Origin of the sequence: Qipengyuania aquimaris (genome assembly GCF_009827445.1) — a bacterium.
Lineage (GTDB): Bacteria > Pseudomonadota > Alphaproteobacteria > Sphingomonadales > Sphingomonadaceae > Qipengyuania > Qipengyuania aquimaris.
The window spans coordinates 2453896-2478396 of the sequence record NZ_WTYI01000001.1; the positions used below are offsets into that span (position 1 = coordinate 2453896).

The window sequence follows — 24501 nt, forward strand, 5'->3', positions numbered from 1 at the left end:
GGCTCGCACCATGTCCGGCAATTCTCGCGTTACGGAGGGGATTTCGCTCCTCCATCCGGCTGAGAAGAGGACCGAGATGATGGACAGTTTCGAGCAGAATGGCGAATTCGCCGACGCACAGGACAGCCAGGATATGGGCGGCGGCAACAGCCAGTCCCCAGCCGCGGCCACTCGTGCCAATGCGGATATCGTCCTTGTTCCTAATGAAGACGGCGTTGTCTTTCTTCCCGAAGGTGCATCGCTCGAGAACCTGACATCCTCGGGCCGCGACCTCGTGATCGTGCTCGACGACGGTACGCGTATCGTCATCCCCGAGGGTGCGATCATTGTCCCGCAGATCGTGGTCGACGGCGTTACGGTGCCTGCCGCCAACCTTGCGGCCCTGCTGACAGGCAACGAGCCGCAGCCGGCTGCCGGTGATCCGCAGAGCTCGGGCGGCAATTTCGAAGTCGATCCGGGCAACATCCAGGCCGCTTACGATATTGGCGACCTGCTTCCCTATACCCAGCTCCAGTTCCCCGAACCCGAAGAGCGCGAGATCATTCCTTATCTCGCAGACCAGGATCCGGAAATCGTGGTGGAAACGCCGGACAATCCGGCTGGCGTCATCAATGCGATTGCGACTGTCGACGAATCGGGCCTGCCGGAACGCAACATCGACGGCATCGATGAAAACGAGGGTACGCAGGACGAGACGGACGTCGAGACCTCGACCGGGACAATCGTCTTCGATGCACCCGATGGCGTGGCCTCGGTCGCGATCAACGGCGTGGCGATCACGGAAGTCGGCCAGACCTTCGTGGGCGACAAGGGCATCCTTACGATCACGAGCATCGACATCGAGGGCGGCGAGATCGGGTTCTCTTTCACGCTGACGGACAACCTCGTCGGCGAAACCGTCGACGGCTCGTTCTCGATGACGGTCACCGACACAGATGGTGACAGCGCCACCGCGACGCTCCAGATCAATGTTATCGACGATGCGCCGATTGCGCGCGATGACAGCAACGATGTACCGGGCGGTTCGCACGACACGATCTTCGGCAATGTCACCGACAACGACGAATCCGGCGCCGACGGTTATGCCGAAGCCGGTGCGGTCACGAGCTTCTCCAATGGCGGCGGCTCGGCTGCCCCTGGCGACACCCTGGTCGGTACTTATGGCGAACTTACGCTCAATGCCGACGGCAGCTATTCCTATGATCGCTTCGTCAACACGCCCGGCGGTGTCAGCGAGGAATTCACCTATACGATCACCGATGCGGACGGCAGCACCAGCACCGCGACGCTGACGATCAACATCGGCGATGCGCCGAACGTGATCACCAACGTTCCCGAAGGCGATGACGCGACAGTGGTCGAAGAGGGCCAGCTCCCGCCGACGACGGACACCCGCGACGACGAGCCCGAAGGCTCGAATTTCGACGGTGACGACGAAACCGCCACCGGCACGATTACCTTTACGTCGCCCGATGGCGTCGACACGATCACCATCGGCGGCACCGTCCTCGACCCTGACAACCTGCCTCAGGTTGTCGTTTCGGACGATACCGGCACCCTTACCGTTACTGGATACACCTTTGACCCGGAAACCGGCGTCGGCACGATCACCTATGATTACGAGCTGACGGACAACACCGGCGACACTGACGGCACCACGGTCACTTTCCCGATCGTAATCACCGATCTCGATGGAGACCAGGCTGAAGACGATCTCGACATTACGATCGTCGATGACGTTCCCGAGGCGGTCGACGATGCCGCTTCGCAGTCCGCGGAAAACGCTCCGATCACTGTCGACGTTCTCACCAATGATACGGTTGGTGCAGATGGTGTTGACCTTGCGACCGGCGTCGAAGCCGTAGACGGCTCGCTCAGCGGTACAGGCAGCCTTGCTTACAATGACGATGGCAGTTTCACTTACACCCCGGGTGCAGGTGAGACCGGGACCGTCACGTTCCAGTACGCGATTACCGATGGCGACGGAGACGTCTCGACCGCCACCGTAACGCTGACCCTTTCGCCCGATTCCACTCCGGAGATTGCGGTCGAAGGCGACAATGACGTCGACGAAGCCGCTCTGGGCGCTCGCGATGGCGAACCTGCCGGTTCGAACTCGGCAAGCGACGGGGAAATCGCAACCGGTGTCATCTCGATCACGACCGGCGGCGATACAATCGCCTCGCTCGTCATCAACGGTGTCAATGTGACCGGTGGCGGACAGGTTGCGACCGACAGCGGCGTACTGACGATCACCGAAAGCAATGGCGCCTACAGCTACAGCTTCGAATTGCTCGACAATACGCTCTCCGATCCGGACAGTGAGAGCTTCTCTCTCACCGTTACCGATAGCGATGGCGACACGGCCTCGACCACGCTGGTCATTGCAATCATCGACGATGCGCCCAGTGCCGAAAATGACGCCAATGCGATTGCTTCTGGCGAGTATGGTCCGGTTGGCGGCAATGTTCTTGCCAATGACACGGTTGGTGCGGACGATGCGGTTGTTACGGCCTTTACGGGCACGGGCGGTTCTGGTGCTGCTGGTGAGACGGTGCAGGGTACCTATGGTACGCTGACGATCGCTGCCGATGGAACCTATAGCTACACCCGCGATGCGGGCACGCCGGGCGATGTCGAAGACAGCTTCGATTACCTGATTACGGACGGCGACGGCGATACGGCCACGGCCACGCTGGTCATTGCGATCGGCGACAGCCCGGTTACGCTGGATCTTCCGGTTGCCGGCGAAGCGGGTACCGAAGTCGACGAGGCCGGTCTTGCGGCGGGTTCGGCTGCGGCGACCGATGGCGAGTTCACGAGCGGCACCTTCACCTACACCGCGCCCGATGGCCCGGCGGTGATCACCATCGGCGGCACTGCAGTGACCGCTGTCGGCCAGACCTTCACGGGTAGCTTCGGTACTCTGACCGTGACTTCGATCGCCGAAGGCGAGATCGGTTACACATACGAGCTGACCACCAATACCGACGGCGACGACACCTTCGACAGCTTCGAAGTGACCGTTACCGACCAGGATGGCGACACGACCTCCGGCGATCTTGACATCGACATCGTCGACGATGTGCCCACGGCACGTCCGGATACGGACAGCGTGACCGAAGACGGTCCGCTGAGCGCGAGCGGCAATGTCATCACCGATGCCGAAGCCAATGGCGACAATGGCGAAGACACGCAGGGTGCGGACGGCGCCGAAGTGTCGGCCTTCTCGTTCGGCACCGATGCGGGCACGGTGGGCGCTCCGCTTGCCGGTCTGTACGGTTCGCTGACGCTAAATGCGGATGGCAGCTACACTTACGAGCTCGATAACACGAACCCGCTGGTCCAGGGCCTGGACTCCGACGACAGCCTGACCGAGGTGTTCGATTACACGATCACCGATGGCGATGGCGACAGCTCGCCGACGACGCTGACGATCACGATCAACGGCGCGGACGACATCGTGACCATCAACGGTCTCGACCTGACGACGCCCGAAGAGGTGGTCGACGAAGACGATCTGCCGGAAGGCTCCTCGCCGGACGCGAACGCGCTGGTGCAGGACGGCAGCTTCACGGTCGACAGCCCCGACGGGCTGAGCGTGCTGACGGTTGGCGGTACTGCGGTCTGGGGCAATGGCGAGACCTATCCGGTCTCGATCACCGGCGAGTTCGGCACGGCCCGGATCACCGATGTGACGGTGACCACCGACGCCAATGGCGATGTGGTCTCGGCGACCGTGTCCTACGAATACGAGCTGAGCGACAACACGCTCGAGCATGACGCTGCCGGCGAAGACGATGTCACCGACAGCTTCGAAGTGGTGGCCACCGATACCGACGGCTCGCAGGACACTGCATCCCTCGACATCCAGGTCATCGACGATGTTCCCACCGCCGAAGATGATACGAATAGCGTCGTCGAAGGTCTTGGCAACTCGACTTCTGGCAATGTCTATGACGGCAACGGCGCGGGCGATAATGCCGACGAACTTGGCGCCGACACAGACGGCACTGCCGGTATCGAGGTCACCGGTGTACGCACCGGCGGCGAAGGCGATGCAGGTGCGCTGACGGCTGTTGGTACGCAGGTAACGATCTCGGGCACCTATGGGGACCTGACGATCGAGGACGACGGCAGCTACACCTATACGCTGAAGACTGATTCCATCCCCTCAAGCGTGACCAGCGAGACCTTCACCTACCAGATCACGGATGGTGACGGCGATACGGACCTGGCAGAACTGGTCATCACGCTGAACCAGGATCCCAACGCTCCCGACATCACCGGCGATGCGCTGCTGGTCTATGAAGACGGCCTTGCGGATGGCGTGCAGCATGGCGCCGACAGCGAAACGGCTGCAGGCAGCTTCGATGTCGTCACCAATGGCGAAGATGTCACTTTCACGCTCGAGGCGGACAACGGCAACACGCTGACCGATCCGTCGGTCGGTGACACGCTGACCACGAGCAAGGGTGTGGTCGAGATCACTTCGATCACCGATGATGGCAATGGCACCTTTACCTATGGCTACGAGTACACGCTTTCGGCGGCTCTGACCCATACGGGGCAGGGTGAGATCAACCCGCTGTCCGACACGATCGACATGAGCGTGACCGACGCAACGGGCGACAGCGATCTGACGCCGGGCCAGATCGTCATCTCGATCGTCGACGACATCCCTGTTGCAGAAGACAACGCCAACACGGTTTCGGAAGGTGCCAGCACCTCAGGAAACATCCTGACCGACGATGACGGTTTCGGTGTCGATGTGGCCGGTGCAGATGGCCTTGCAGGCATCCTCGGCGTAACCAGCGACGATACTGGCGACAGCGACAGCACGGGACCGTTCACGGTCACTTCTTCGCTTGGCACACTGACTATCCAGGCCAACGGGGACTACACTTACGATAGCTTCGCCAATTCGACGAACGCCGATACGACAGATACCTTCACGTATCAGATCATCGACAGTGACGGCGATGTGGCGGAAGCTCAGCTCGTTATCTCGATCGATAATGTAGCCGGAAACGTATCGGACAATGACGCGCTTGTTTTCGAGGCCGGCCTTGACGGGATCGGCAGTGCCGGCGGCACCGACAGCGAAACGGATGCAAACGGCCAAATCACTGTCACCGGTGCGAGCGGAACACTCACCTATTCCCTTACATCTAGCGCGACCGGTTCGTACGGCACGCTGACGCTCGACGCGGCAACCGGCGAGTATAGCTACACGCTGACCGCGCCGGCCGATGGCGACACGCTTTCGCCAGACCAGGGTGGTGATAATGGGGACAACACGGTCAACGCCAGCGTGGTCTCCGGCTTCGAAACCTTCACCTACCAGGTGGTCGACCAGGACAATAACGTCATCGGCACTGGCGAAATCCAAGTCAGCATCGTCGACGACGTTCCGACTGCGACCGATCAGACCTTGATCACCGTTGCCGAAGATGCGGCCGATATCGGCGGCAATGTCATGACCGACGGAGTTGCCGATACGGAAGGCGCAGACGGCGCAACCGTTACCGCGATCACGGTCGGCTCGGACACCGTCGCCGTCCCGCAGGACGGTAATGTGGCGACGCTGACCAATGGGAATGGCACCTACACCATCGATATGGACGGCAACTGGACGTTCGATCCGGCTACGGGTCTGGATCAAACCAGCGGAGCGATCCTTGCCGACTTCACCTATACGCTGACCGACGGCGATGGCGACATTGACACAGCGACACAGCCGATCCGCATCGAAGACGGTGCAGCACCGGGCGATCCTGCAGGCCTTGACCTCAGTGTCGACGACCAGAACCTTGCTGACGGCAGCACCCCGGGCGGCGACGATTTCGACCAGGGCACGATCAATTTCGTTCCCGGATCCGATCCTTTTGCGACCATCGTCTTTGGCGACGTGGGCGATCTCGGCGGCGACCTCGACTGGGTACGTACTGGCGATTTCGAAATCGTGGGTTCGGATGCCGACGGTCCGGTAGTTACCCTCACTCTGGTAGTGAACGGTAATGACGCGACCGTGACGGCGACGCTCAACGACAATTATCTGGGCCATGCAGATGCCGGAGACGAGCTCGACGCGCTTGGCTTCGTCAATGTCGTGGCGACGGATCTCGACGGCGATGTGGCCTTGGGACGCGTCGATGTCAGTGTCTCGGACGATGTTCCACTGGCTGTCGATGATAGCAACACTGTTGTCGAAGGTGCGGGCAATTCGGCCAGCGGCAACGTTTACGACGGCACGACCGGCGGCGACAATGCCGATGCCATCAATGCCGACATTCCGACGGATGGCACCGAAGTCACAGGCGTGCGCAGCGGCGGCGAAGGCGACGTGGGCGCTCTGACGGTTGTCGGCACCCAGGTTACGGTCTCGGGTACCTATGGTGACCTGACGATCGAGGACGACGGCAGCTATACCTATACTCTCACCGCTGCATCGGTCCCCAATGGCGCTAGCGAGACCTTTACCTACCAGATCACCGATGCCGATGGCGACACGGACTTGGCGGAGCTGGTCATCAGCATCAGCCAGGATCCCAACGCTCCGAACCTTATCGGTGATGTCCGCGAGGTGTTTGAAGACGGGCTTGCCGACGGCACCCAGCATGGTCCCGACAGCGAGACTGCTGCTGGCGCATTCTCCATCCAGACCAACGGCGAAGACGTGACCTTCACGCTCGAAGCGGACAACGGCAACACGTTGACCGATCCGGAGATCGGCGACACGCTGACGACGAGCAAGGGTGTGATCGAGATCACCGACATCATCGACAATGGTACCGGCGTTTTCTCCTACCAGTACACCTACACGCTATCGGCTGCGCTGACGCATACGGGCCAGGGCGAGGTGAACCCGATCCTCGACACGATCACGACCACGATCACGGACGCGACGGGCGACAGCGATCCCACTCCGGGTTCGATCGTCATCTCGATCGTCGACGATGTGCCAACTGCACTCGATCCTGATGCGGCTTTCGTAACCAACACCGGCGGTTCGTCATCGGCACCGACGACGCTCGACCTGAGCGATCTCGATGTCGACGACAATTTCGGGGCCGATGGCGCTGGAGCAGTCATCTTCACCGCTGCTTCGATCACCGCACTCGAAGGACAGGGCCTGACTTCGGGCTTGGCGCCGCTCGAGTACTCGATCTCGGCAGATGGCACGGTCCTGACCGCGACGAAGTCGACCGACGACAGCCCTGTGTTCACCATCGCCCTCGAACCTACCGGCAATGACGACAACTATGTTGTCACCATGAACCAGCCTCTGGATGCGGTCACCGATGTCGATTTCAACGACGGCGGTTACAACTTCGTGGGCGGTAACGGATCGTGGGCTGGCTTCAACCAGCCTGCGACCAACGACAGCCTCGACTTGCTCCTGACGCCGGTTAATGGCGGAACGGTCAACACAAACGCCAATGAAGGCGGCGTGGGCAGCGGTAACTCGGTCGGCGGCGGCGAAGCAATGCGCGTCGATTACGTGACCGATCTGTCTGGCGCTCCGGTGTCGGGTGGCGACTTCTACGCTGGCGACGATACGCAGAGCTTCGAAGGTCACCAGACCATCAACGGCGGCTCTGCATTCTTCACCAAGATCACGAGTTCGACGATCGTTACGATCGCGGCCTTCGATGATGATGATACCGGCACGCTCAAGGATGTCGGCGATGGTTCGCCGGATATCGTGACCAGCATCGCCATCAGCTACAACGGCGTCACGACAGTGATTGACAGCGACGGCACCTACGATGTCGGAGGTAACAACTACACCGTTACTTTCAACGGCGACGGGACTGTCAACGTTGCCAATGTAGTGACCGATACGCGGATCGCGGCCTTCACCAATGATGGCTATAACAGCATCGAATGGGGTCATGGAGGCGGCAATACCTTCAAGATCGGCGATTTCGGCGCAACGGTGACGACCGACGAGCCAGTCAACTTCACGGTGCCGATCTCGATCGAGGACGGTGATGGCGACATTGTCGATGCCGGCACGCTCGACATCACGGCGCAGCCTGCTGGGTCCGGCGCATCGTCGGCATCTTTCGCGACAACGGCCGAGTTCATGACCGAAGCCAGCCTGTTCGAAAGCGCCGAGAACGACAATGGCACCCTTACCGGCGGTAACGGTTTCGGATCCGGCGGTGCCAAAGGCGCCGAGTTGAAGACGCTTGAAATGGCCACGATGACGGCAATCGCCAGCGGCTTCATGCTCGGTGACTACGGATCGTTCGAGCCTCTAGTTCTCGAGACCGGTGCCGACGCCTCGTTCACCAGCTTTGTTACGGGTAGCTATGACCCTGCGCTCGACCTGGTGATCGGCACCAGCGAATTCGATGGTGCAATCGCACCCGAGCTCGAGTTCGCACTGGGCTCCGGTACCCTCGACTCATTCGACGCGAACATCCTGGGCAACGACTTGGCACTCAGCGATGCTGCCCCGGTCTTCCTCTTCGAAGGTTCGGAGATGGGTATCGACTACGCTGCATTCGGCGCACCTAATGAAGGAACTTTCGCTTCGAATGACGCATTCGACGGGCTCGACATGGCGACCGGCGATGCGAGCGCCGCGATGGAAGCCCTGCTGCTCATCGAGGCGCCGGAAATCGCCAATGCAAATGGCGCGCTGGATGCCAAGGTGGCAATCGGTGAAGCGATCGAAGACATCGCTGCAGAAGCCAGCGTTGACGCACTCGTTACGCATTTCGCGAGTGAAAGCGGCATAGAGGGCGACGGCTGGCAGTCGATCGTCCCGACCGAAGGGTTGCTCGACACGATGGTCCAGCCGGGCCTCGCTCAATCGCTGGCAAACGGCCTGACGGTCGACCAGCTCGATGATGCCGCCCTTGCCGGGACGGCAGCATGATAACTCAGGAAACTCTGCAACAGGGGAACTTGCAATGAAGAAAATAACAGCGGTATTCACGCTGGCAGGAGCTGCGGTAGGGCTGACGCCCTCCGCGGCTTTCGCGCAGGATGACCTGATGGCGCTCGGCATGGACGAGCTCCGCTTCGAAGTACAGCGGCGCTACGACGCAGGTTTGGCGATGACGAACGACGCTTCTGTCGTGGCCGCCAACGACCCGCGCTACATCTGGGCCAGCGAAACCAAGGCCCAGTGCGGCATTGCTCTCGGCTATCTCAAGTCCAGCACGCGCGACGAGGTAAGCCTGTCGCGATGCGCCCTGGCTTACGACATGATGCAGCGTGCCCCGCGCCCGCGCGTCGAACCGGCACCACTGCCGACGCCGCAGCCGGCGCCGGAAGTCTGCAATCGCGAAGCACCGGGCCTGATCTTCTTCGAGTTCGATTCCTCTACGCCGCAGCAGGATGCCGTCGAGACCGTCCAGTACGTCGTCGAGAATGCTCCCGCCTGCGACTGGAACAGCTTCACCGTGATCGGGCATACCGATCGCGCGGGTAGCAACGCCTACAACGAAGGTCTTTCGCAGCGACGCGCCGAAGCGGTGGCGAACCTGATGGCGAGCCGTGGTATCCCGGCTTCCAGCATCACGACCCAGGCACAGGGCGAGGAATCGCCGCGTGTGCCGACTGCCGATGGCGTGCGCGAGTTGCAGAACCGCCGCGTCGAAATCCAGGTCAGCGAATAAGAGGGGGGACGAATAATGCGTACGACAACCCTAGCAATGACCGCAGCGCTCCTGCTTGCAGGCGCAGCTCCGGCAGCCATGGCGCAGGATGCTGCGACCGAAGCCGTCACCATGCAGGAGGCGATCACGATTGCGATGCAATCGAACCCGCAAATCCTGCAGGCGCAATACAACAAGGAAGCGATCGAATTCGAACGCCGTCAGGCGCAGGGCCTGTTCCTGCCGCGTGTGAACATCGAGGCGAGTGCGGGTATCCGCCGGCTTGAGAACAACACACGTCGCACGCTGGGCATTTCCGACGAAGAGCTTTATCCGCTCGAAGCCGGGATCACCGGCGAATGGACCGTATTCGACTTCGGTCGGCGTCGCGGAGAGCTTCTGCGCCAGGCGGCCCGCGTCGATGGCGCCTCGCTGCGGGTGCTTGAACGGTCCGAGTTCATCGCCTTGCAGATCGCCCGCCAGTATCTCGACGTCCTGCTCCAGCAGCGCGTCGTTGCTGCGGCGCGTGACAATGCGTCGTTCCACCAGTCGCTGGTGACCGACCTGTCGCGTGGGGTTGACGAAGGTTCGATCTCTATTGCCGACCAGCAACAGGCTGAAGAACGTCTTCAGTCGGCCCTGGTCCGTAGCGAAGAGGCGAGCCTTGAGCTCGAGAACGCATATATCTCGCTGCGCCGCCTCACCGGCCTCGATGTGTCGTCGGCGACCCTGCCGCCGAACCTCGCCAGTGCTATGCCGCCGGATCTTCCCAGCGCAATCGGACTTGCGCGGATCAACAACCCGTTGGTGCGTGAAGCCCAGGCCGACGTGGATGCCGCCAACGCCCTTGTCGATTCGGCAGAGGGTGATTTGTGGCCGACCATCGGTCTCGAAGCGCGTGGCCGTGTCGGTGAAGACATCGACGGTTTCCGCGGCGAAACGAACGACATCCAGGCCCGCGTTGTGCTGCGCTGGGATGTCTTCGACGGCGGCATCAATCGTGCCAAGCTGCAGGAAAACGTGCGCCAGGCAAGCCTCGCCCGCTACGCCCTGCATGACCGTCAGCGCGAAGCGGAAGAAGACGTCCGCCTTGCATGGCAGCAGCTGTATACGCAGCGGCGCGTGACCGAACAGCTCGCACGCCAGAGCCAGGTGAGCGACGATCTGCTGCTGTCCTATCGTAGCCAGTTCAACATCGGCCGCCGTTCGCTGCTCGATGTGCTCGATGCGCAGAATACTAGGTTTAACACCCAGGTACGTCTCGAAACGGCACGCTTCTCGCAATTGTTTGCGCAGTACCAGACGTTAGCTGCTACAAACCAGTTCCTAGACGCGTTGAGCATTGCACCGGGTGCCGGTGCGATGGAGCAGGAACGCCAGCGGTTCGACTACGGTCCGCCGGTAGAGGCCGAGCTGCAAAGGCGCGTCGACGGAGATTGACACGCTAAAGGCTCGTGGAGGCCATGGAACAAACGGTTTCAGAACAGATCGACGGGCGGGTCCTTGATCCGCTCGTCGAGTGCGTTGCAGAAGGGTCCCGTCGTTACGGGCTTCCCTTCGCACGCGACCTGTTGGCGCAGCTGCCGCGCAACCGTGACGGTCTGCTTCCGCTCCACCAGGCTCCTGCCGCGCTCGAACTTGCAGGACTGAACTACGACATCGAGAAGCGGCGCAAGCTGCCATCCACGGCCAAGGACCTCCCGGCCATCGTCTCCTTGGGCGAGCGCCAGTATGTGCTCTTGCTGGACATGCAGGGCGACGAATTGCTTATCTGGCGTCCGGAATCGGGCAGTGAAATCTGGGAAGCGCGTGACAGCATCGCGGAGGCGTTCTCAGGTGCGCTGATCCCGATCCACGGCGATCCGGACAAGATGCGCACCGACGAAGCGCCGTGGTACGCTAAGGCGCGCCAGCACTGGTTCTGGGGCGAGCTGCGCCGCGAGCGCCGTTCGTTCACGCCGGTCCTGCTTGCCTCGCTCCTTATCAACCTGCTCGCCGTCGCACTGCCGATCTTCACGATGAACGTCTACGATCGCGTGATCCCGAACCAGGCGCAGGAGACGCTCTGGGTGCTTGGGACGGGCGTGGTCCTGGCCTTCGTCCTCGAATTCGCTCTGCGCCGCGCGCGCACCTCCATCGTCGATGAAATTGCCCAGCGACTGGATCTGAAGCTCAGCCAGAAGATCTTTTCCCGCCTGCTCGCCGTTCCGTTGTCGGAGCGGAAAGGTCACACTGGGTCGCTTGCAGCGCGTGTGGCGGAATACGCGGTGGTGCGCGACTTCTTCGCGTCGACTTCGGTCGTACTGGTCGTCGATGTCGCGTTTCTGCTGGTGTTCGTGGGCGTCATCGCAGTCATCGCCGGCTGGCTCGCATTGGTGCCGCTGACGATCATCTTCGCGATGATGATCGCCGGATATATTCTCCAGAAGAAGGTCGTCGAGGCGTCGCAGGACGCGCAGGCCGATTACGGGCTGCAACAGACTCTGCTGGTGGAATCCCTGACCGGTGCGGAAACGCTCAAGGCGATGGGCGGAGAGGGCGGCATGCTGTCGCGCTGGCATCAGCTGGCCGAGATCGGCGGACATTCCCAATTGCGCCTTCGGTCGATCAATTCGCTTGCGGTGGGCCTGGCTCAGGTATTCCAGCAGGTTTCGACCGTTTCCCTGATTATCGGCGGCTATTACCTGTTCGCTTCAGGGCAGATCACCATGGGCGCCATTATCGCCATCGTGATGCTGGCATCACGCTCGCTAGCGCCGGCCGGCCAGATCGCCTTCCTGCTGACGCGCGGGCGACAGGCGCAGGAAACGCTGGGCAGCATCGAGCGCCTGTTCGAGGGCGAGGACGAGCGTCGTCTTGGTGCTAGTGTGGCACCTGCAGCAATTCGCAATCCGCGCATCGAATTTCACAATGCCGAGTTTGCCTATGACGAGAATGCGCAGCCCGCGCTCTCCGGCCTCAACCTGACGATCGAACCGGGCGAGCGCGTGGCGCTGGTCGGACGGGTCGCATCGGGCAAATCCACTTTGGGCCGCCTGCTGTGCGGCCTCTACCGGCCGACCGGCGGCGCCATGCTGGTGAACGGTATCGACGTGCACCAGTATCGTCCGCAGCAATTGCGCGACGCGCTCGGCTTCGTAGGGCAGGACGCAGCACTGTTCTCCGGATCCGTGCGTGACAATCTGACGCTGGGCCGGATGGGAATTTCCGAAGAAGATCTGCAGGCAGCGATGCGCGCAACGGGCGCGGACTTCTTCCTGTCGCGCGACAGCGGCGGATTCGATCGTGCGGTCGGCGAAGATGGCAGGCAGCTTTCGGGCGGCCAGCGTAGTTTCCTTGCGCTTACCCGCGCCATGGTCGCTCCGCGCGAGCTGTTGTTCCTAGACGAGCCGACGGGCGCGATGGACAGCGATACGGAGAAGATGTTCGTCGACCGTCTCGGCAATTCGCTCGATGAGAAACAGACGCTCGTCATCGCGACCCATCGCCCGGCACTGTTTTCGATCTGCGACCGCCTGATCGTCCTGGATCGCGGCCGCGTGGCAGCAGACGGTCCGGTGGCCGAAGTCCTGGCCAAGGCTGGCGCAGCGAAGGGAGCAGCATCATGACCGCTGCAACCGTCACCCGCGCCCGCCGGTTTGGCGCGTTCGCTTTCCTGGCACTGGCCAGCCTGCTTGTTGGCACGTCGTCCCTGCTGGCGCCTGCAAATTCGGCCCAGGCGATGGCGAAGCTCGCCCCGTCGCTCCAGCGCGATATCTCGCAAATGACGACGGGCACGGTCGAGATCGACGAATTGGGCACGGCCCAGATCGTCGATGCGCAGAGCCGCAATCTCGCCATTCCAAAGATGAAGGCGCGGCTGGAAACTGCGCGTGGTTTCGCCGGCATTCCGCTGGGCTCCGCATCCTACAAGACTGCCAACCAGTGCCTCGCGCAGGCCGTCTATTACGAGGCCGCTCTCGAACCGGAAAAGGGCCAGCGTGCCGTTGCCCAGGTCGTGTTGAACCGCGTCCGGCATCCGGCCTATCCGAACACCGTCTGCGGTGTCGTCTACCAGGGCTACAACCGGCCCGTCTGCCAGTTCAGCTTCACTTGCGACGGTGCCTTGATGCGTACGCCGCAGGCAAATCTCTGGAAGCAGGCCAAGGCGGTGGCGAAAGACGCGCTCGCCGGACGCGTCGTGCCCGACGTGGGTACTGCAACGCATTACCATGCCGATTACGTAGTGCCCAAATGGGCCTACACCCTGGGCAAGATCACACAGATCGGACGCCATATCTTCTACCGCTTCCCGGGCTCGCCGGGCCGGGCCGCCAGCTTTTATCGCGGCTGGGGCGGAAGCGAGTACCTCCCGCAGGTCGACTTCGACCGCTTCCGGCTTGCAGCCCAGGCTGAAGAGCAGATCGTGATCGAAGAGACGTTTACCCCGGGGTTGACCGTCGCGCCCGACGTGAAGGACCGCCATGCCGCGGCCGATGTCGGCGGTCGCATCGACACGACGAAGACTTGGCGCCTTTCCATTCCCGATCCTGTCGCGGCAAGTTCGGGATATCGCTCCACGCTCACCGAGCAGGGTGAGACGATCCAATCTTCCTCAGAGAATATCGAGACACCGCAATGAGGATCGGAACAAGCTGGCGCACGATGCCGGCCGCGCAACGTTTGATCGTCATCGCCACCGTGGGGATAGCACTCTTGTTCGCATGGGCTGCATTTGCGCAGGTCGATCAGATCACGCGCGGTACCGGCAAGGTCATTCCATCGAGCAAGGCGCAGCTGGTCCAGCCGGCAGAGCCTGCGGTGGTTGCGGAAATTCTCGTTCGCAACGGGCAGAGCGTGAAAAAGGGCGATCTGCTCGTGCGGCTCGACGACACGCAGTCGTCTGCCGCCCTTGGCGAACTTGAGACCGAGAACGAGCGCCTGGCGGCCCGCGCTCAGCGCCTCGATTCCGAGGCTTCCGGCGGTCAGATCGGGTGCGAACCTGGCACGGCATGCGCGGAAGAGGCCCGGCTTGCACAGGCACGCCGTGCAACAGCGCGTGCGCGGGAAAGCTCGCTCGCTTCGGCGGTCGAACAGCGTCGTCGCGATTTGTCGGAAGCCCAAGCGACCGCGCAAAGCCTCGAAAGCAGCCTACGCCTTGCGCGCGAGCAGGTGGAGATGCTTCGCCCGCTTGCGGCCCAGAACATCGTTCCTCAAACCGACCTGCTGACCGCCCAGCGCGAGGTCATCGACCTGCAAGGCAGGCTCGCAGCGGCGCGGCAGGCGGCGGGCAGGGCATCAGCGGCTATCAGCCAGGCGCAGGCCGATCTTAGCCAGGCACGTGCCGATTTCCGGCAACAGGCGCTGGCGGAACGTAGCGAAGTTGCCACGCGAATGGCGGTCAATGAAGAGAGCATTCGTGGTGCTTCGGCACGGCGTGATCGCAACGAGTTGCGCGCGCCCTCGGACGGGATTGTCAACGATCTGCAGGTCACCACCCAAGGCGGCTTCGTGGGGGCGGGCGAACAGATCATGCAGATTGTGCCGGTTGGCGACAAACTGCTCATCGAAGCGCGGATTTCACCAAGCGACCGCGCGTTCGTGAAAGTCGGCGACGATGCGAACGTCAAGGTCACAGCCTATGACTTCTCGATTTACGGGGGCATCAAGGGGCGCGTTGCGCAGGTTAGCGCGGACAGTATCTTCGATGAGGTCGAGCGTGAGGCCTATTATGCGGTCGTGATCGAAACGGATCGCGCCTTTATCGAGAAGGGCGGCGTTCGCCTGCCGATCGTACCGGGCATGATTTGCGATGTCGAAATCCTGACGGCGCGCCGCAGCGTCTTGTCCTATCTGTTCAAGCCGGTGAACCGCGCTTTCGACAGGGCGATGACCGAGCGCTGAGCGCGCTCTGCCATGAACTCAATATCCGTGTAGCCAGCTTTGCTTGGCGCCGAGGCTCATGACCGGGCGATACCCGTGGTCGGCGCGGGCATCGAGCGGCGCGTCGCCAACATTATCGAGCATGAGATAGCCTGCATCGGTCTTGACCAGCAGCACGGCGTGATCGCGGCGACGAATGAGATCACGAGCCAGCGTCAGGATCATGTCGTCGCGCGAAATGCCGGCAGCGGCGAGCAATTCCATCTTGAGGAGCGCGAAATCCTCGCAATCACCCTTTCCAAGGCGCAGCGTGGTTCCGGCGTCGGCCCAATAGTCGGCGCGACCGAACAGGTCGCGGTCTTCGGCATGAGTAATGCTGCGATTGACCCAGCGGTTGACCGAGGCGACCAGCGCGTTCTGGTCGACACGCGGCGCGCCGATAGCGGCGAGCGTCGGGCCAAGATTGGTGCGCGCGCGGCTGACGCGGGCAAAGGCGCTGTCGAAGCTTGTCGAGCCGACCGGAACCAGCTTGCTACCGAGGATGCGATCTGCGCTGCCACCAACCACCGGGGCGGCGGCCATCGGCGGTTGGGCGGTGCGACGCGGAATGAAGGACAATGGCTGGACCGGATCGAACACGGCACGCGCGGCGAAGGGGCTCGACACGCCGCAGCCTGCCTGCCTCGCCGGTACTGGGCCGGCAGCCGGTTCGAGCGGCTTAGCCGGAGAGCCCGCAAACAACGGATGGTCTTCCTGGCCTTCCTGCTGTGCGCGAATAGCGTCGAGAGCGCTCGCCTGGCCGAGGATGGCCGCGGTCTTGCTCTGCCGCGAAAGTGTCGCGCCCGATCGTGCCGCGGCGCCTGGCTGGACCGCGTCGCAATCGGCTGCACCGGCGACGCCGGGAGCAGCTGCGAGGAGGACCTGCGGGCTGGCCGCCTGCGCAGGGATCGCCAGCACTGCCGCGAGGCCCGCGCCAGCGAGGGCGAGGGTTATGCCGGATCGTGAACGGCGGGGCAGGGTGGGCGCATTGACCATGCCCTCCCAGCTAAAGCGTCGCCGTCAAGACGAGGTTTCGCAGTCTGGTTAACGCCGCGCAAACGTTTCTGGCGCTTCAGCCAGCGGAAAGGCTTCACCTACTAGCCTCGTGCAATTCCTGACCATTGAGGACTTGCGATGCGCCTTCGAATAACGGCCCTGCTGGCCGCGACCCTTGCTTTCGGCCTTCCGGCAACTGCTCATGCCGACGAGGTTTATGGCGGCGTCTATGCTCATGGCGTCGATACGCCGTTCACATTCGACACGGGCGAGGGCGGGGCGGACCTGCAGGTCGGATATCGCTTCGATCCGATCGCGGGTTTGGAGAGCCTCGGCGGTCCGCAGCCCTATGTGTTCGGCTCGGTCAATTCAGGCGGCGACACGAATTTCGCCGGCGTTGGCGTCAGCTGGAAGGCGGAGATCGGCAAGCTATACCTGCGTCCCGGCGTGGGCCTCGTGATTCATGACGCACCCGATCTGCGGGTCGATCCCGCAACCGGGATGCGGACCGATCTCGGTAGCCGCGTCCTGTTCGAACCGGAGCTCGCGATCGGTGTGGACCTCGACCCGCGCTGGTCTCTCGAGGCCAGCTGGGTCCACATCAGCAATGCGCGCCTGTTCAATTCCGAACAGAACCCCGGCATCGACATGATGGGGCTGAGGCTGAATTACCGGATGTAGTTTCCTCGGCGATCAGGTCCTGCGACGACGCTGACGTGGTTGCGAGCCGTAGCTGAAATACATCGAGGATCGCGACCGCAGCTTGCGCCCGGAAAGGACTTCGAAAAGACGGCGTAGCCCGCGCACCGCAGCGGCGGAGAGACTTGCGGCGAGCGTGAAAGCGTCCACGACGAGCAGGACGGGGAGCGCCAGCATTGCCGGCAGCCTCTTGCGAATGATGCGCGCCGAAACCGAGTCGGGCGCAAACCTGACCAGAACCGCGGAGACGACAAAGCACAGCGCGCCATACAGCGCGAAAAAAACAATCAAATCTATCATGTAAACGACCCTTGTGGGAGGGCGCCATTAAGGGGGCAGTGGCCGCGGGGCAAGACCAATCGCTATCTTTTTCGGACCCTATTTTCGAGGGGTGAGGCAAGCGCCCCCGCAAGAGGGATTCCCGGCGATCAAGAATGGTGCCGGGCGCAAAAAAGGGCGGCGCCTTGCGGCACCGCCCTTCTTCAAAATCAGCGAAAGCTGAACGAAGCTTACTTGAGCTCGACGGTACCGCCGGCTGCTTCGATCTTGCCCTTGATTTCTTCGGCTTCAGCCTTGTTGACGCCTTCCTTGAGCGCCTTGGGAGCGCCTTCGACAAGAGCCTTGGCTTCGGTAAGGCCGAGACCGGTGATGGCGCGGACTTCCTTGATGACCTGGATCTTCTTGCCACCGTCGCCGGTGAGGACGACGTCGAATTCGTCCTTTTCTTCAGCAGCGGCACCTGCGTCACCGCCGCCGGCGGGGCCAGCAACAGCAACAGCAGCAGCGGCGCTTACGCCCCACTCTTCTTCAAGTGCCTTGGCAAGCTCAGCGGCTTCCATGACAGTCAGCTTCGACAGTTCTTCAACAAGCTTGGCGATATCAGCCATGATGTTTCACTCCAATAAATAGGCCGGGGCGGATGATTGGTTTGCCCCGATGAATAAGTCGCGTTTGCGAGAGGTCTCTTACGCCGCTTCCTTGGCGCCATAGGCACCGAAGACGCGTGCGAGCATCGAAACGGGTTCCTTGACCGTGCGGACAACCTTGGTTGCCGGCGCGTTGAGGAGGCCCACGATCGTGCCACGCAGTTCGTCGAGGCTCGGCATCGAGGCGAGTGCCTTGACCCCGGCTTCGTCGAGCGCAACCGCTCCCATGGAACCGCCGACGATTTCGAGCTTCTCGTTCGTCTTGGCGAAATCCACTGCCACCTTGGCAGCTGCAACCGGGTCTTCGCTGTAAGCGAGGGCGGTCGGGCCGGTCAGGTGGTCGGCGATACCGGTGTAATCGGTACCGTCGAGAGCGAGCTTGGCGAGACGGTTCTTCGCAACCTGGTAGGACGCACCGGCTTCACGCATCTTCGTACGCAATTCGGTCGACTGTGCGACCGTAAGGCCCAGGTTGCGGGTCACGACGACCACGCCAGCCTGGTTGAAGACTTCGTTGAGCTGGGCGACCGCATCGGCTTTCTGCGAACGATCCATGCCATACTCCTTCACTATGACCCCGCCGGATGGCTCCGCCGGGATCGGCTACGTTTGTCCATGCTGTCGAAACAACACGGGCGAGTCCGTTGATGGGGGAAGGAGTGCGCCATCTGGCGCGAAACGGCGGACATCAAGCCTGCCGGAAAATCTCTTTTCCCCGTCTAGGCTGGAAATTAAGACCGGCAAATCCCGGTCACCAACTGTCTCGGACGGATGAGGGCGAATACAAAGAGACCCGCCTTCGCGGCGGGCCTCTAAGGATTTCGTGGGCTGAGTCAAGCATTCTCGTAGGAAAGCAGGTCGCCCGGCTGGCAATCCAGTTCCCGGCAGATGGCCGCCAGCGTCGAGAAACGGATCGCCTTGGCCTTGCCGGTCTTGAGGATGGACAGGTTGGCGAGGGTGAGGCCGACGCGTTCCGCCAGTTCGGTCAGCGTCATGCGGCGTTCGTGCAGGAGGTCGTCGAGTTTGACCATGATGGTGGCTCCTTCGTCTTCGGCTGGCATCACACGGTCCCTTCGAGATCTTCGCGCATCGCGGCGCCGTGGCGGAATACGCGGGCAAGGATGAAGAGGACAATCGCAAGCAACACGCCGGTGAGCGAGAAGTCGATGTCGATCGACAGCTCCTCTGCCGGGAAGAACTTCTGAAGATAGACAGCCATGGCCGCGATCGGGAAAGACGCGATCTGGAAGATCAGCGCGATCCAGCCCATCCGGGTGAGGCGCTGCGCATTTTCGTTGGTGAAGGGGTCGCCCTGACTGACAGTATCGATCAGCCTTCCAAGCAATTGGAAGAAGTGAAACGCCATCATTACGACGCAAGCAATAGAGGCGAGCACGAGGATGGTCAGCATCAGGGCCGGCACATAGGAACCCCCGGCTGCTGCGACAGTCGCGGCGAAGTCGCCTTTATGAAACAGAAGAAATGGGACGAGGGTGACCAACAGCATCGCGACCAGGGCCGTGATCGCCATCAGCAATACGGTCATGATCTTGCCTGCGGTCAGAAGCGGATCGGACTTCCTGCTTGTCATGATTTGATCTCCAGACGTTAGGTTCAGGCGATGGCAGGCGTCTCGACCACAGCAAGTTGGGCGGTCGGGACCGAGACGATTGTCTGCATCGAAAGAACGGTGATGGTGACAGCTGCAAAGACAGCGACGATATGGTTGGCAAAACGGGGCATTTATCGAACTCCTTGATGATCGATATCGATAATCAATAGGGCGAGTCGCTTTTATTGTCAATCGATAATATTGAAAAACGATATATCTCATATCGAAAGCCATGAGGCACGCGATTCTGTCGTTTTTGCGCGCATCGCCTGTTTGACTTTCCCCTGCACGCTTCCTACATGCTCACCCGACCGCACGCTTCGAGCGAGTCCGATTCATGCGCGGGGATCGGAACCAGGATGGAAGCGGCGTTTCCATATCGCGACGTTCTCTAAGAGCTGCAGCCGCCGCCCGACCGGGCGTGCTTGTCCTGCGGCCTTTTTGCGTCTCGCGATACGGCTCTCACGCGCATGAGACATCTATTGGCAGCCCTGTCCGCGCGGGGTTGCAGGCACACGAAAAGAGGCACGAGCTCCTTTATGGCTACCAAGGCGAAGGCACCCCGCAATACATCGTCGGGCACCGCAAAGCGGCGTATCCGCAAGATTTTCGGCGACATCCACGAAGTCGTCGACATGCCGAACCTGATCGAGGTTCAGCGCGAGAGCTACGAACAGTTCCTGCGTTCGAACAAGGAGATCGATTACGTCTCCGGCCTCGAAAAGACGCTGCGTTCGGTCTTCCCGATCCGCGACTTCGCGGGCACTGCCGAACTCGACTTCGTGCATTACGAGCTCGAACAGCCGAAATACGACATCGTCGAATGCCGCCAGCGCGGCATCACCTACGCCGCGCCGATGAAGGTCACGCTGCGCCTGATCGTCTTTGAAGTCGACCAGGAAACAGAGACCCGCTCCGTCCTCGATATCAAGGAGCAGGACGTCTACATGGGCGACATGCCCCTGATGACGGACAACGGTACCTTCATCATCAACGGCACCGAGCGCGTTATCGTGTCGCAGATGCACCGTTCGCCGGGTGTGCTGTTCGACCATGACCGCGGCAAGACCCACTCCTCGGGCAAGCTGCTGTTCGCCGCCCGCATCATTCCGTACCGCGGTTCGTGGCTCGATTTCGAATTCGACGCCAAGGACGTGGTCAACGTGCGTATCGACCGCAAGCGCAAGCTGCCGGTCACTGCGCTGCTGTACGCCCTCGGCCTCGATAGCGAAGGCATCCTCGACCACTTCTACGACAAGGTTACCTGGAAGCGCGCCAAGGACGGCTGGGAACTGCCGTTCGTCGCGGAAAACTGGCGCGGCCAGAAGCCGGCTTTCCCGCTGGTGGATGCCAAGACCGGTGAAGAAGTCTTCCCGGCAGGCCAGAAGATCAGCCCGCGTGCCGCCAACAAGGCTGCCAAGGACGGTCTGGAAACCCTGCTGCTGCCGACCGAAGAAGTCTTCGGCCGTTACGCCAGCGAAGACCTGATCGACGAAAGCACCGGCCGCATCTACATCGAAGCGGGCGACGAAGTCTCGGCAGAGAACCTCGAAGTGCTCGACGCTGCCGGCGTCGACAGCCTCGACCTGCTCGACATCGACCACATCACCACCGGTCCCTGGATCCGCAACACGATGAAGGTCGACAAGGCCGAAAACCGTGATGAAGGCCTGGAAGCGATCTACAAGGTCATGCGTCCCGGCGAACCGCCGACCAAGGAAACCGCAGAAGCGCTGTTCGAAGGCCTGTTCTTCGACGGTGAGCGTTACGACCTGTCGGCCGTCGGCCGCGTCAAGCTCAACATGCGTCTCGACCTCGATGCCGAAGACACCGTCACCACGCTGCGCAAGGAAGACATCCTCGCCGTGGTCAAGGAACTGGTCGACCTGAAGGACGGCAAGGGCGAAGTCGACGACATCGACAACCTCGGCAACCGCCGTGTCCGCTCGGTCGGCGAACTGCTGGAAAACCAGTACCGCGTCGGCCTGCTGCGCATGGAGCGCGCGGTGAAGGAGCGCATGAGCAGCGTCGACGTGTCGACCGTCATGCCGAACGACCTGATCAACGCGAAGCCCGCTGTGGCTGCCGTGCGCGAGTTTTTCGGTTCCTCGCAGCTCTCGCAGTTCATGGACCAGACCAACCCGCTGTCGGAAGTCACCCACAAGCGCCGCGTTTCGGCGCTTGGCCCGGGCGGCCTCACGCGTGAGCGCGCAGGCTTCGAAGTCCGCGACGTTCACCCGACGCACTATGGCCGTATCTGCCCGATCGAAACGCCGGAAGGCCCGAACATCGGTCTGATCAACTCGCTCTCGACCTTCGCTCGCGTCAACAAGTACGGTTTCATCGAAACGCCGTATCGCAAGGTCAAGGACAACAAGGTCACCGACGAGGTCGTCTACCTTTCGGCGATGGAAGAGCAGAAGCACACCGTCGCACAGGCTTCGGCCGATCTCGACGACAAGGGTGGCTTCGTGGAAGAGCTGGTCTCGGCCCGTCAGGCCGGCGACAACCTCATGGCTCCGCGTGAAACGATCACGCTGATGGATGTCAGCCCCAAGCAGCTCGTCTCGGTCGGTGCATCGCTCATTCCGTTCCTGGAAAACGATGACGCCAACCGCGCACTGATGGGCGCCAACATGCAGCGCCAGGCCGTGCCGCTGGTCAAGGCGGAAGCGCCTTGGGTCGGCACCGGCATGGAAGAAACCGTGGCGCGCGATTCCGGCGCGGCGATCACCGCCAAGCGCGGCGGCATCGTCGACCAGGTCGACGCCACGCGTATCGTGATCCGCGCCATCGGCGATGTCGAACCCGGCCAGTCGGGCGTTGACATCTACACGCTCCAGAAGTTCCAGCGTTCGAACCAGAACACCTGCATCAACCAGCGTCCGCTGGTGAAGGTGGGCGAAACGGTCGCACCGGGCGACGTCATTGCCGACGGCCCCTCGACCGACCTCGGCGAACTGGCGGTGGGCCGCAACAGCCTCGTCGCCTTCATGCCCTGGAACGGCTACAACTACGAGGATAGTATCCTCATCTCCGAGCGTATCGTGAAGGACGACGTCTTCACCTCGATCCACATCGAGGAATTCGAAGTCATGGCCCGCGACACCAAGCTCGGACCGGAAGACATCACCCGCGACATCCCGAACGTCGGCGAGGAAGCCCTGCGCAACCTCGACGAGGCGGGCATCGTCTACATCGGCGCCGAAGTGCACCCGGGCGATATCCTGTGCGGCAAGATCACGCCAAAGGGCGAAAGCCCGATGACGCCGGAAGAAAAGCTCTTGCGCGCCATCTTCGGTGAAAAGGCCAGCGACGTGCGCGACACCTCGCTCCGCCTGCCGCCGGGCGTTGCCGGTACTGTCGTGGAAGTCCGCGTCTTCAACCGTCACGGTATCGAGATCGACGACCGTACGCGCGCCATCCAAAACGAGGAAATCGAACGCCTCCGCAAGGATGCCGCCGACGAACGCGCGATCCTGAACCGTGCGACCTACAACCGCCTGCGCGACATGCTGGTCGGCCAGACCGCTTCGGCAGCACCGAAGGGCGTCAAAAAGGGCAGCGAGATCACTCTCGACGTCCTCGAAGGCATCGACAAGCACGAGTGGTTCAAGTTCGCCGTTGCGGACGACAACCGCCAGCAGCAGCTCGAAGCGGTGAAGACCCAGTACGACGAGAGCGTGAAGGTCATCGACGAAAAGTTCGAAGACCGTAAGGAAAAGCTCGAGCGTGGTGACGAACTCGCACCGGGCGTGCTCAAGATGGTCAAGGTCTTCGTTGCCGTGAAGCGCAAGCTTCAGCCGGGCGACAAGATGGCCGGCCGTCACGGTAACAAGGGTGTCATTTCGCGCATCCTGCCGGTCGAGGACATGCCGTTCCTCGAAGACGGTACGCCGGTCGACATCGTGCTGAACCCGCTGGGCGTGCCTTCGCGCATGAACGTCGGACAGATCTTCGAAACGCACCTCGGCATGGCTGCCCGTAACCTGGGCATGGAGATCGGCCGTCAGCTCGAAGAGTGGAAGGCTGCCAACCCGAACGCCGCCGAAGACTATTCGAAGGTCAAGCCCCCGGAAGCGGTGATCGAGCGCCTGAAGGACACCTACGGCGAGCGTTACCACGATGCGATCGATAGCCGCTCGACCGAAGAAATCGTCGAACTCGCGAGCAACCTGCGTACAGGTGTGCCGATGGGTACGCCGGTCTTCGACGGTGCGCGCGAAGGCGATGTGACCGTGGAACTGGAAAAGGCCGGTCTCGACGCGGACGGTCAGTCGGTCCTCTACGACGGCCGCACCGGTGAAGCGTTCGACCGCAAGGTCACCGTGGGCATCATTTACATGCTCAAGCTGCACCACCTGGTCGACGACAAGATCCACGCCCGTTCGATCGGCCCCTACAGCCTCGTCACCCAGCAGCCGCTGGGCGGTAAGGCGCAGTTCGGCGGCCAGCGCTTTGGTGAGATGGAGGTCTGGGCACTCCAGGCCTACGGTGCAGCCTACACGCTGCAGGAAATCCTCACCGTGAAGTCGGACGACGTGATCGGCCGTACCAAGGTCTACGAAGCCATCGTCAAGGGTGACGACACCTTCGAGGCCGGCATTCCGGAGAGCTTCAACGTGCTCGTCAAGGAAATGCGCAGCCTGGGTCTCAACGTCGAATTGAAGTCGCTTGCCGACGACGAAGACGACGACGGCCTCGCGATCGCGGCGGAATAGGGGGCCAACGCCCCCTCCGCTTTCCGCCC

The 24501-nt window shown here is 61.9% G+C and carries 15 protein-coding genes; 8 read left to right on the plus strand and 7 right to left on the minus strand.

Annotated features, from left to right (window positions below):
* Positions 1-10 precede the first annotated feature (10 nt).
* Genes GRI34_RS12090 through GRI34_RS12115 form a run of 6 tightly spaced genes read left to right on the plus strand, consistent with a single transcriptional unit; the run spans position 11 to position 15500 of the window.
* Positions 11-8893: an Ig-like domain-containing protein gene (locus GRI34_RS12090; RefSeq protein WP_160596141.1), complete on the plus strand. Its 8883-nt coding sequence runs from the start codon at positions 11-13 to the stop codon at positions 8891-8893.
* Between the two features lie 34 nt (positions 8894-8927).
* Positions 8928-9638 carry an OmpA family protein gene (locus tag GRI34_RS12095; RefSeq protein ID WP_234028214.1) on the plus strand — a complete coding sequence of 237 codons (711 nt, stop codon included), beginning with the start codon at positions 8928-8930 and terminating at the stop codon, positions 9636-9638.
* 15 nt (positions 9639-9653) lie between these two features.
* The gene (locus GRI34_RS12100; protein ID WP_234028215.1) at positions 9654-11057 is read left to right on the plus strand and encodes a TolC family protein; all 1404 of its coding nucleotides are present in this window, start codon (positions 9654-9656) and stop codon (positions 11055-11057) included.
* Positions 11058-11080: 23 nt separating this feature from the next.
* Positions 11081-13225, plus strand: a complete 2145-nt coding sequence (locus GRI34_RS12105; RefSeq protein ID WP_160596143.1) for a type I secretion system permease/ATPase — start codon at positions 11081-11083, stop codon at positions 13223-13225.
* Entirely contained in the window at positions 13222-14238 is a 1017-nt protein-coding gene (locus GRI34_RS12110; RefSeq protein WP_160596144.1) for a cell wall hydrolase, read from the plus strand. Before GRI34_RS12105 ends, GRI34_RS12110 begins: the two co-directional genes overlap by 4 nt.
* On the plus strand, positions 14235-15500 hold the full coding sequence (locus GRI34_RS12115) for an HlyD family type I secretion periplasmic adaptor subunit (protein ID WP_160596145.1): 1266 nt from the start codon (positions 14235-14237) through the stop codon (positions 15498-15500). Before GRI34_RS12110 ends, GRI34_RS12115 begins: the two co-directional genes overlap by 4 nt.
* Before the next feature lie 18 nt (positions 15501-15518).
* On the opposite strand, the gene GRI34_RS12120 is transcribed toward GRI34_RS12115, so the two are convergent.
* Positions 15519-16514, minus strand: a complete 996-nt coding sequence (locus tag GRI34_RS12120) for a transglutaminase-like cysteine peptidase (RefSeq protein WP_160596146.1) — start codon at positions 16512-16514, stop codon at positions 15519-15521.
* Positions 16515-16652: 138 nt separating this feature from the next.
* On the opposite strand from GRI34_RS12120, the gene GRI34_RS12125 reads away from it, so the two are divergent.
* Complete coding sequence (locus GRI34_RS12125; RefSeq protein WP_160596147.1) at positions 16653-17195, plus strand: acyloxyacyl hydrolase; 543 nt, start codon at positions 16653-16655, stop codon at positions 17193-17195.
* Between the two features lie 12 nt (positions 17196-17207).
* Here GRI34_RS12125 and GRI34_RS12130 read toward each other — a convergent pair whose 3' ends face one another.
* The 6 genes from GRI34_RS12130 to GRI34_RS13395 all read right to left on the minus strand — a co-directional run bounded on the left by GRI34_RS12130 (position 17208) and on the right by GRI34_RS13395 (position 19882).
* On the minus strand, positions 17208-17513 hold the full coding sequence (locus tag GRI34_RS12130) for a hypothetical protein (RefSeq protein WP_160596148.1): 306 nt from the start codon (positions 17511-17513) through the stop codon (positions 17208-17210).
* A gap of 209 nt (positions 17514-17722) precedes the next feature.
* On the minus strand, positions 17723-18100 hold the full coding sequence (rplL, locus tag GRI34_RS12135) for a 50S ribosomal protein L7/L12 (RefSeq protein WP_090477479.1): 378 nt from the start codon (positions 18098-18100) through the stop codon (positions 17723-17725).
* Between the two features lie 78 nt (positions 18101-18178).
* The gene (gene rplJ / locus GRI34_RS12140) at positions 18179-18694 is read right to left on the minus strand and encodes a 50S ribosomal protein L10 (RefSeq protein ID WP_090477480.1); all 516 of its coding nucleotides are present in this window, start codon (positions 18692-18694) and stop codon (positions 18179-18181) included.
* Between the two features lie 278 nt (positions 18695-18972).
* On the minus strand, positions 18973-19200 hold the full coding sequence (locus GRI34_RS12145; RefSeq protein ID WP_090477482.1) for a helix-turn-helix domain-containing protein: 228 nt from the start codon (positions 19198-19200) through the stop codon (positions 18973-18975).
* Complete coding sequence (locus tag GRI34_RS12150; RefSeq protein ID WP_160596149.1) at positions 19200-19730, minus strand: DUF2975 domain-containing protein; 531 nt, start codon at positions 19728-19730, stop codon at positions 19200-19202. Before GRI34_RS12150 ends, GRI34_RS12145 begins: the two co-directional genes overlap by 1 nt.
* Before the next feature lie 23 nt (positions 19731-19753).
* Complete coding sequence (locus tag GRI34_RS13395; protein ID WP_267903956.1) at positions 19754-19882, minus strand: hypothetical protein; 129 nt, start codon at positions 19880-19882, stop codon at positions 19754-19756.
* Positions 19883-20290: 408 nt separating this feature from the next.
* Between GRI34_RS13395 and rpoB the strand changes: the two genes are divergently transcribed.
* On the plus strand, positions 20291-24472 hold the full coding sequence (gene rpoB / locus GRI34_RS12155) for a DNA-directed RNA polymerase subunit beta (protein WP_160596150.1): 4182 nt from the start codon (positions 20291-20293) through the stop codon (positions 24470-24472).
* The last annotated feature ends 29 nt before the right edge of the window (positions 24473-24501 follow it).

Bases quoted from the DNA above. Each gene is read 5' to 3' on its own strand.
- GRI34_RS12090 (WP_160596141.1), top strand. From the start codon at position 11: ATGTCCGGCAATTCTCGCGTTACGGAGGGGATTTCGCTCCTCCATCCG.
- GRI34_RS12095 (WP_234028214.1), top strand. From the start codon at position 8,928: ATGAAGAAAATAACAGCGGTATTCACGCTGGCAGGAGCTGCGGTAGGG.
- GRI34_RS12100 (WP_234028215.1), top strand. From the start codon at position 9,654: ATGCGTACGACAACCCTAGCAATGACCGCAGCGCTCCTGCTTGCAGGC.
- GRI34_RS12105 (WP_160596143.1), top strand. From the start codon at position 11,081: ATGGAACAAACGGTTTCAGAACAGATCGACGGGCGGGTCCTTGATCCG.
- GRI34_RS12110 (WP_160596144.1), top strand. From the start codon at position 13,222: ATGACCGCTGCAACCGTCACCCGCGCCCGCCGGTTTGGCGCGTTCGCT.
- GRI34_RS12115 (WP_160596145.1), top strand. From the start codon at position 14,235: ATGAGGATCGGAACAAGCTGGCGCACGATGCCGGCCGCGCAACGTTTG.
- GRI34_RS12120 (WP_160596146.1), bottom strand. From the start codon at position 16,514: ATGGTCAATGCGCCCACCCTGCCCCGCCGTTCACGATCCGGCATAACC.
- GRI34_RS12125 (WP_160596147.1), top strand. From the start codon at position 16,653: ATGCGCCTTCGAATAACGGCCCTGCTGGCCGCGACCCTTGCTTTCGGC.
- GRI34_RS12130 (WP_160596148.1), bottom strand. From the start codon at position 17,513: ATGATAGATTTGATTGTTTTTTTCGCGCTGTATGGCGCGCTGTGCTTT.
- rplL (WP_090477479.1), bottom strand. From the start codon at position 18,100: ATGGCTGATATCGCCAAGCTTGTTGAAGAACTGTCGAAGCTGACTGTC.
- rplJ (WP_090477480.1), bottom strand. From the start codon at position 18,694: ATGGATCGTTCGCAGAAAGCCGATGCGGTCGCCCAGCTCAACGAAGTC.
- GRI34_RS12145 (WP_090477482.1), bottom strand. From the start codon at position 19,200: ATGCCAGCCGAAGACGAAGGAGCCACCATCATGGTCAAACTCGACGAC.
- GRI34_RS12150 (WP_160596149.1), bottom strand. From the start codon at position 19,730: ATGACAAGCAGGAAGTCCGATCCGCTTCTGACCGCAGGCAAGATCATG.
- GRI34_RS13395 (WP_267903956.1), bottom strand. From the start codon at position 19,882: ATGCCCCGTTTTGCCAACCATATCGTCGCTGTCTTTGCAGCTGTCACC.
- rpoB (WP_160596150.1), top strand. From the start codon at position 20,291: ATGGCTACCAAGGCGAAGGCACCCCGCAATACATCGTCGGGCACCGCA.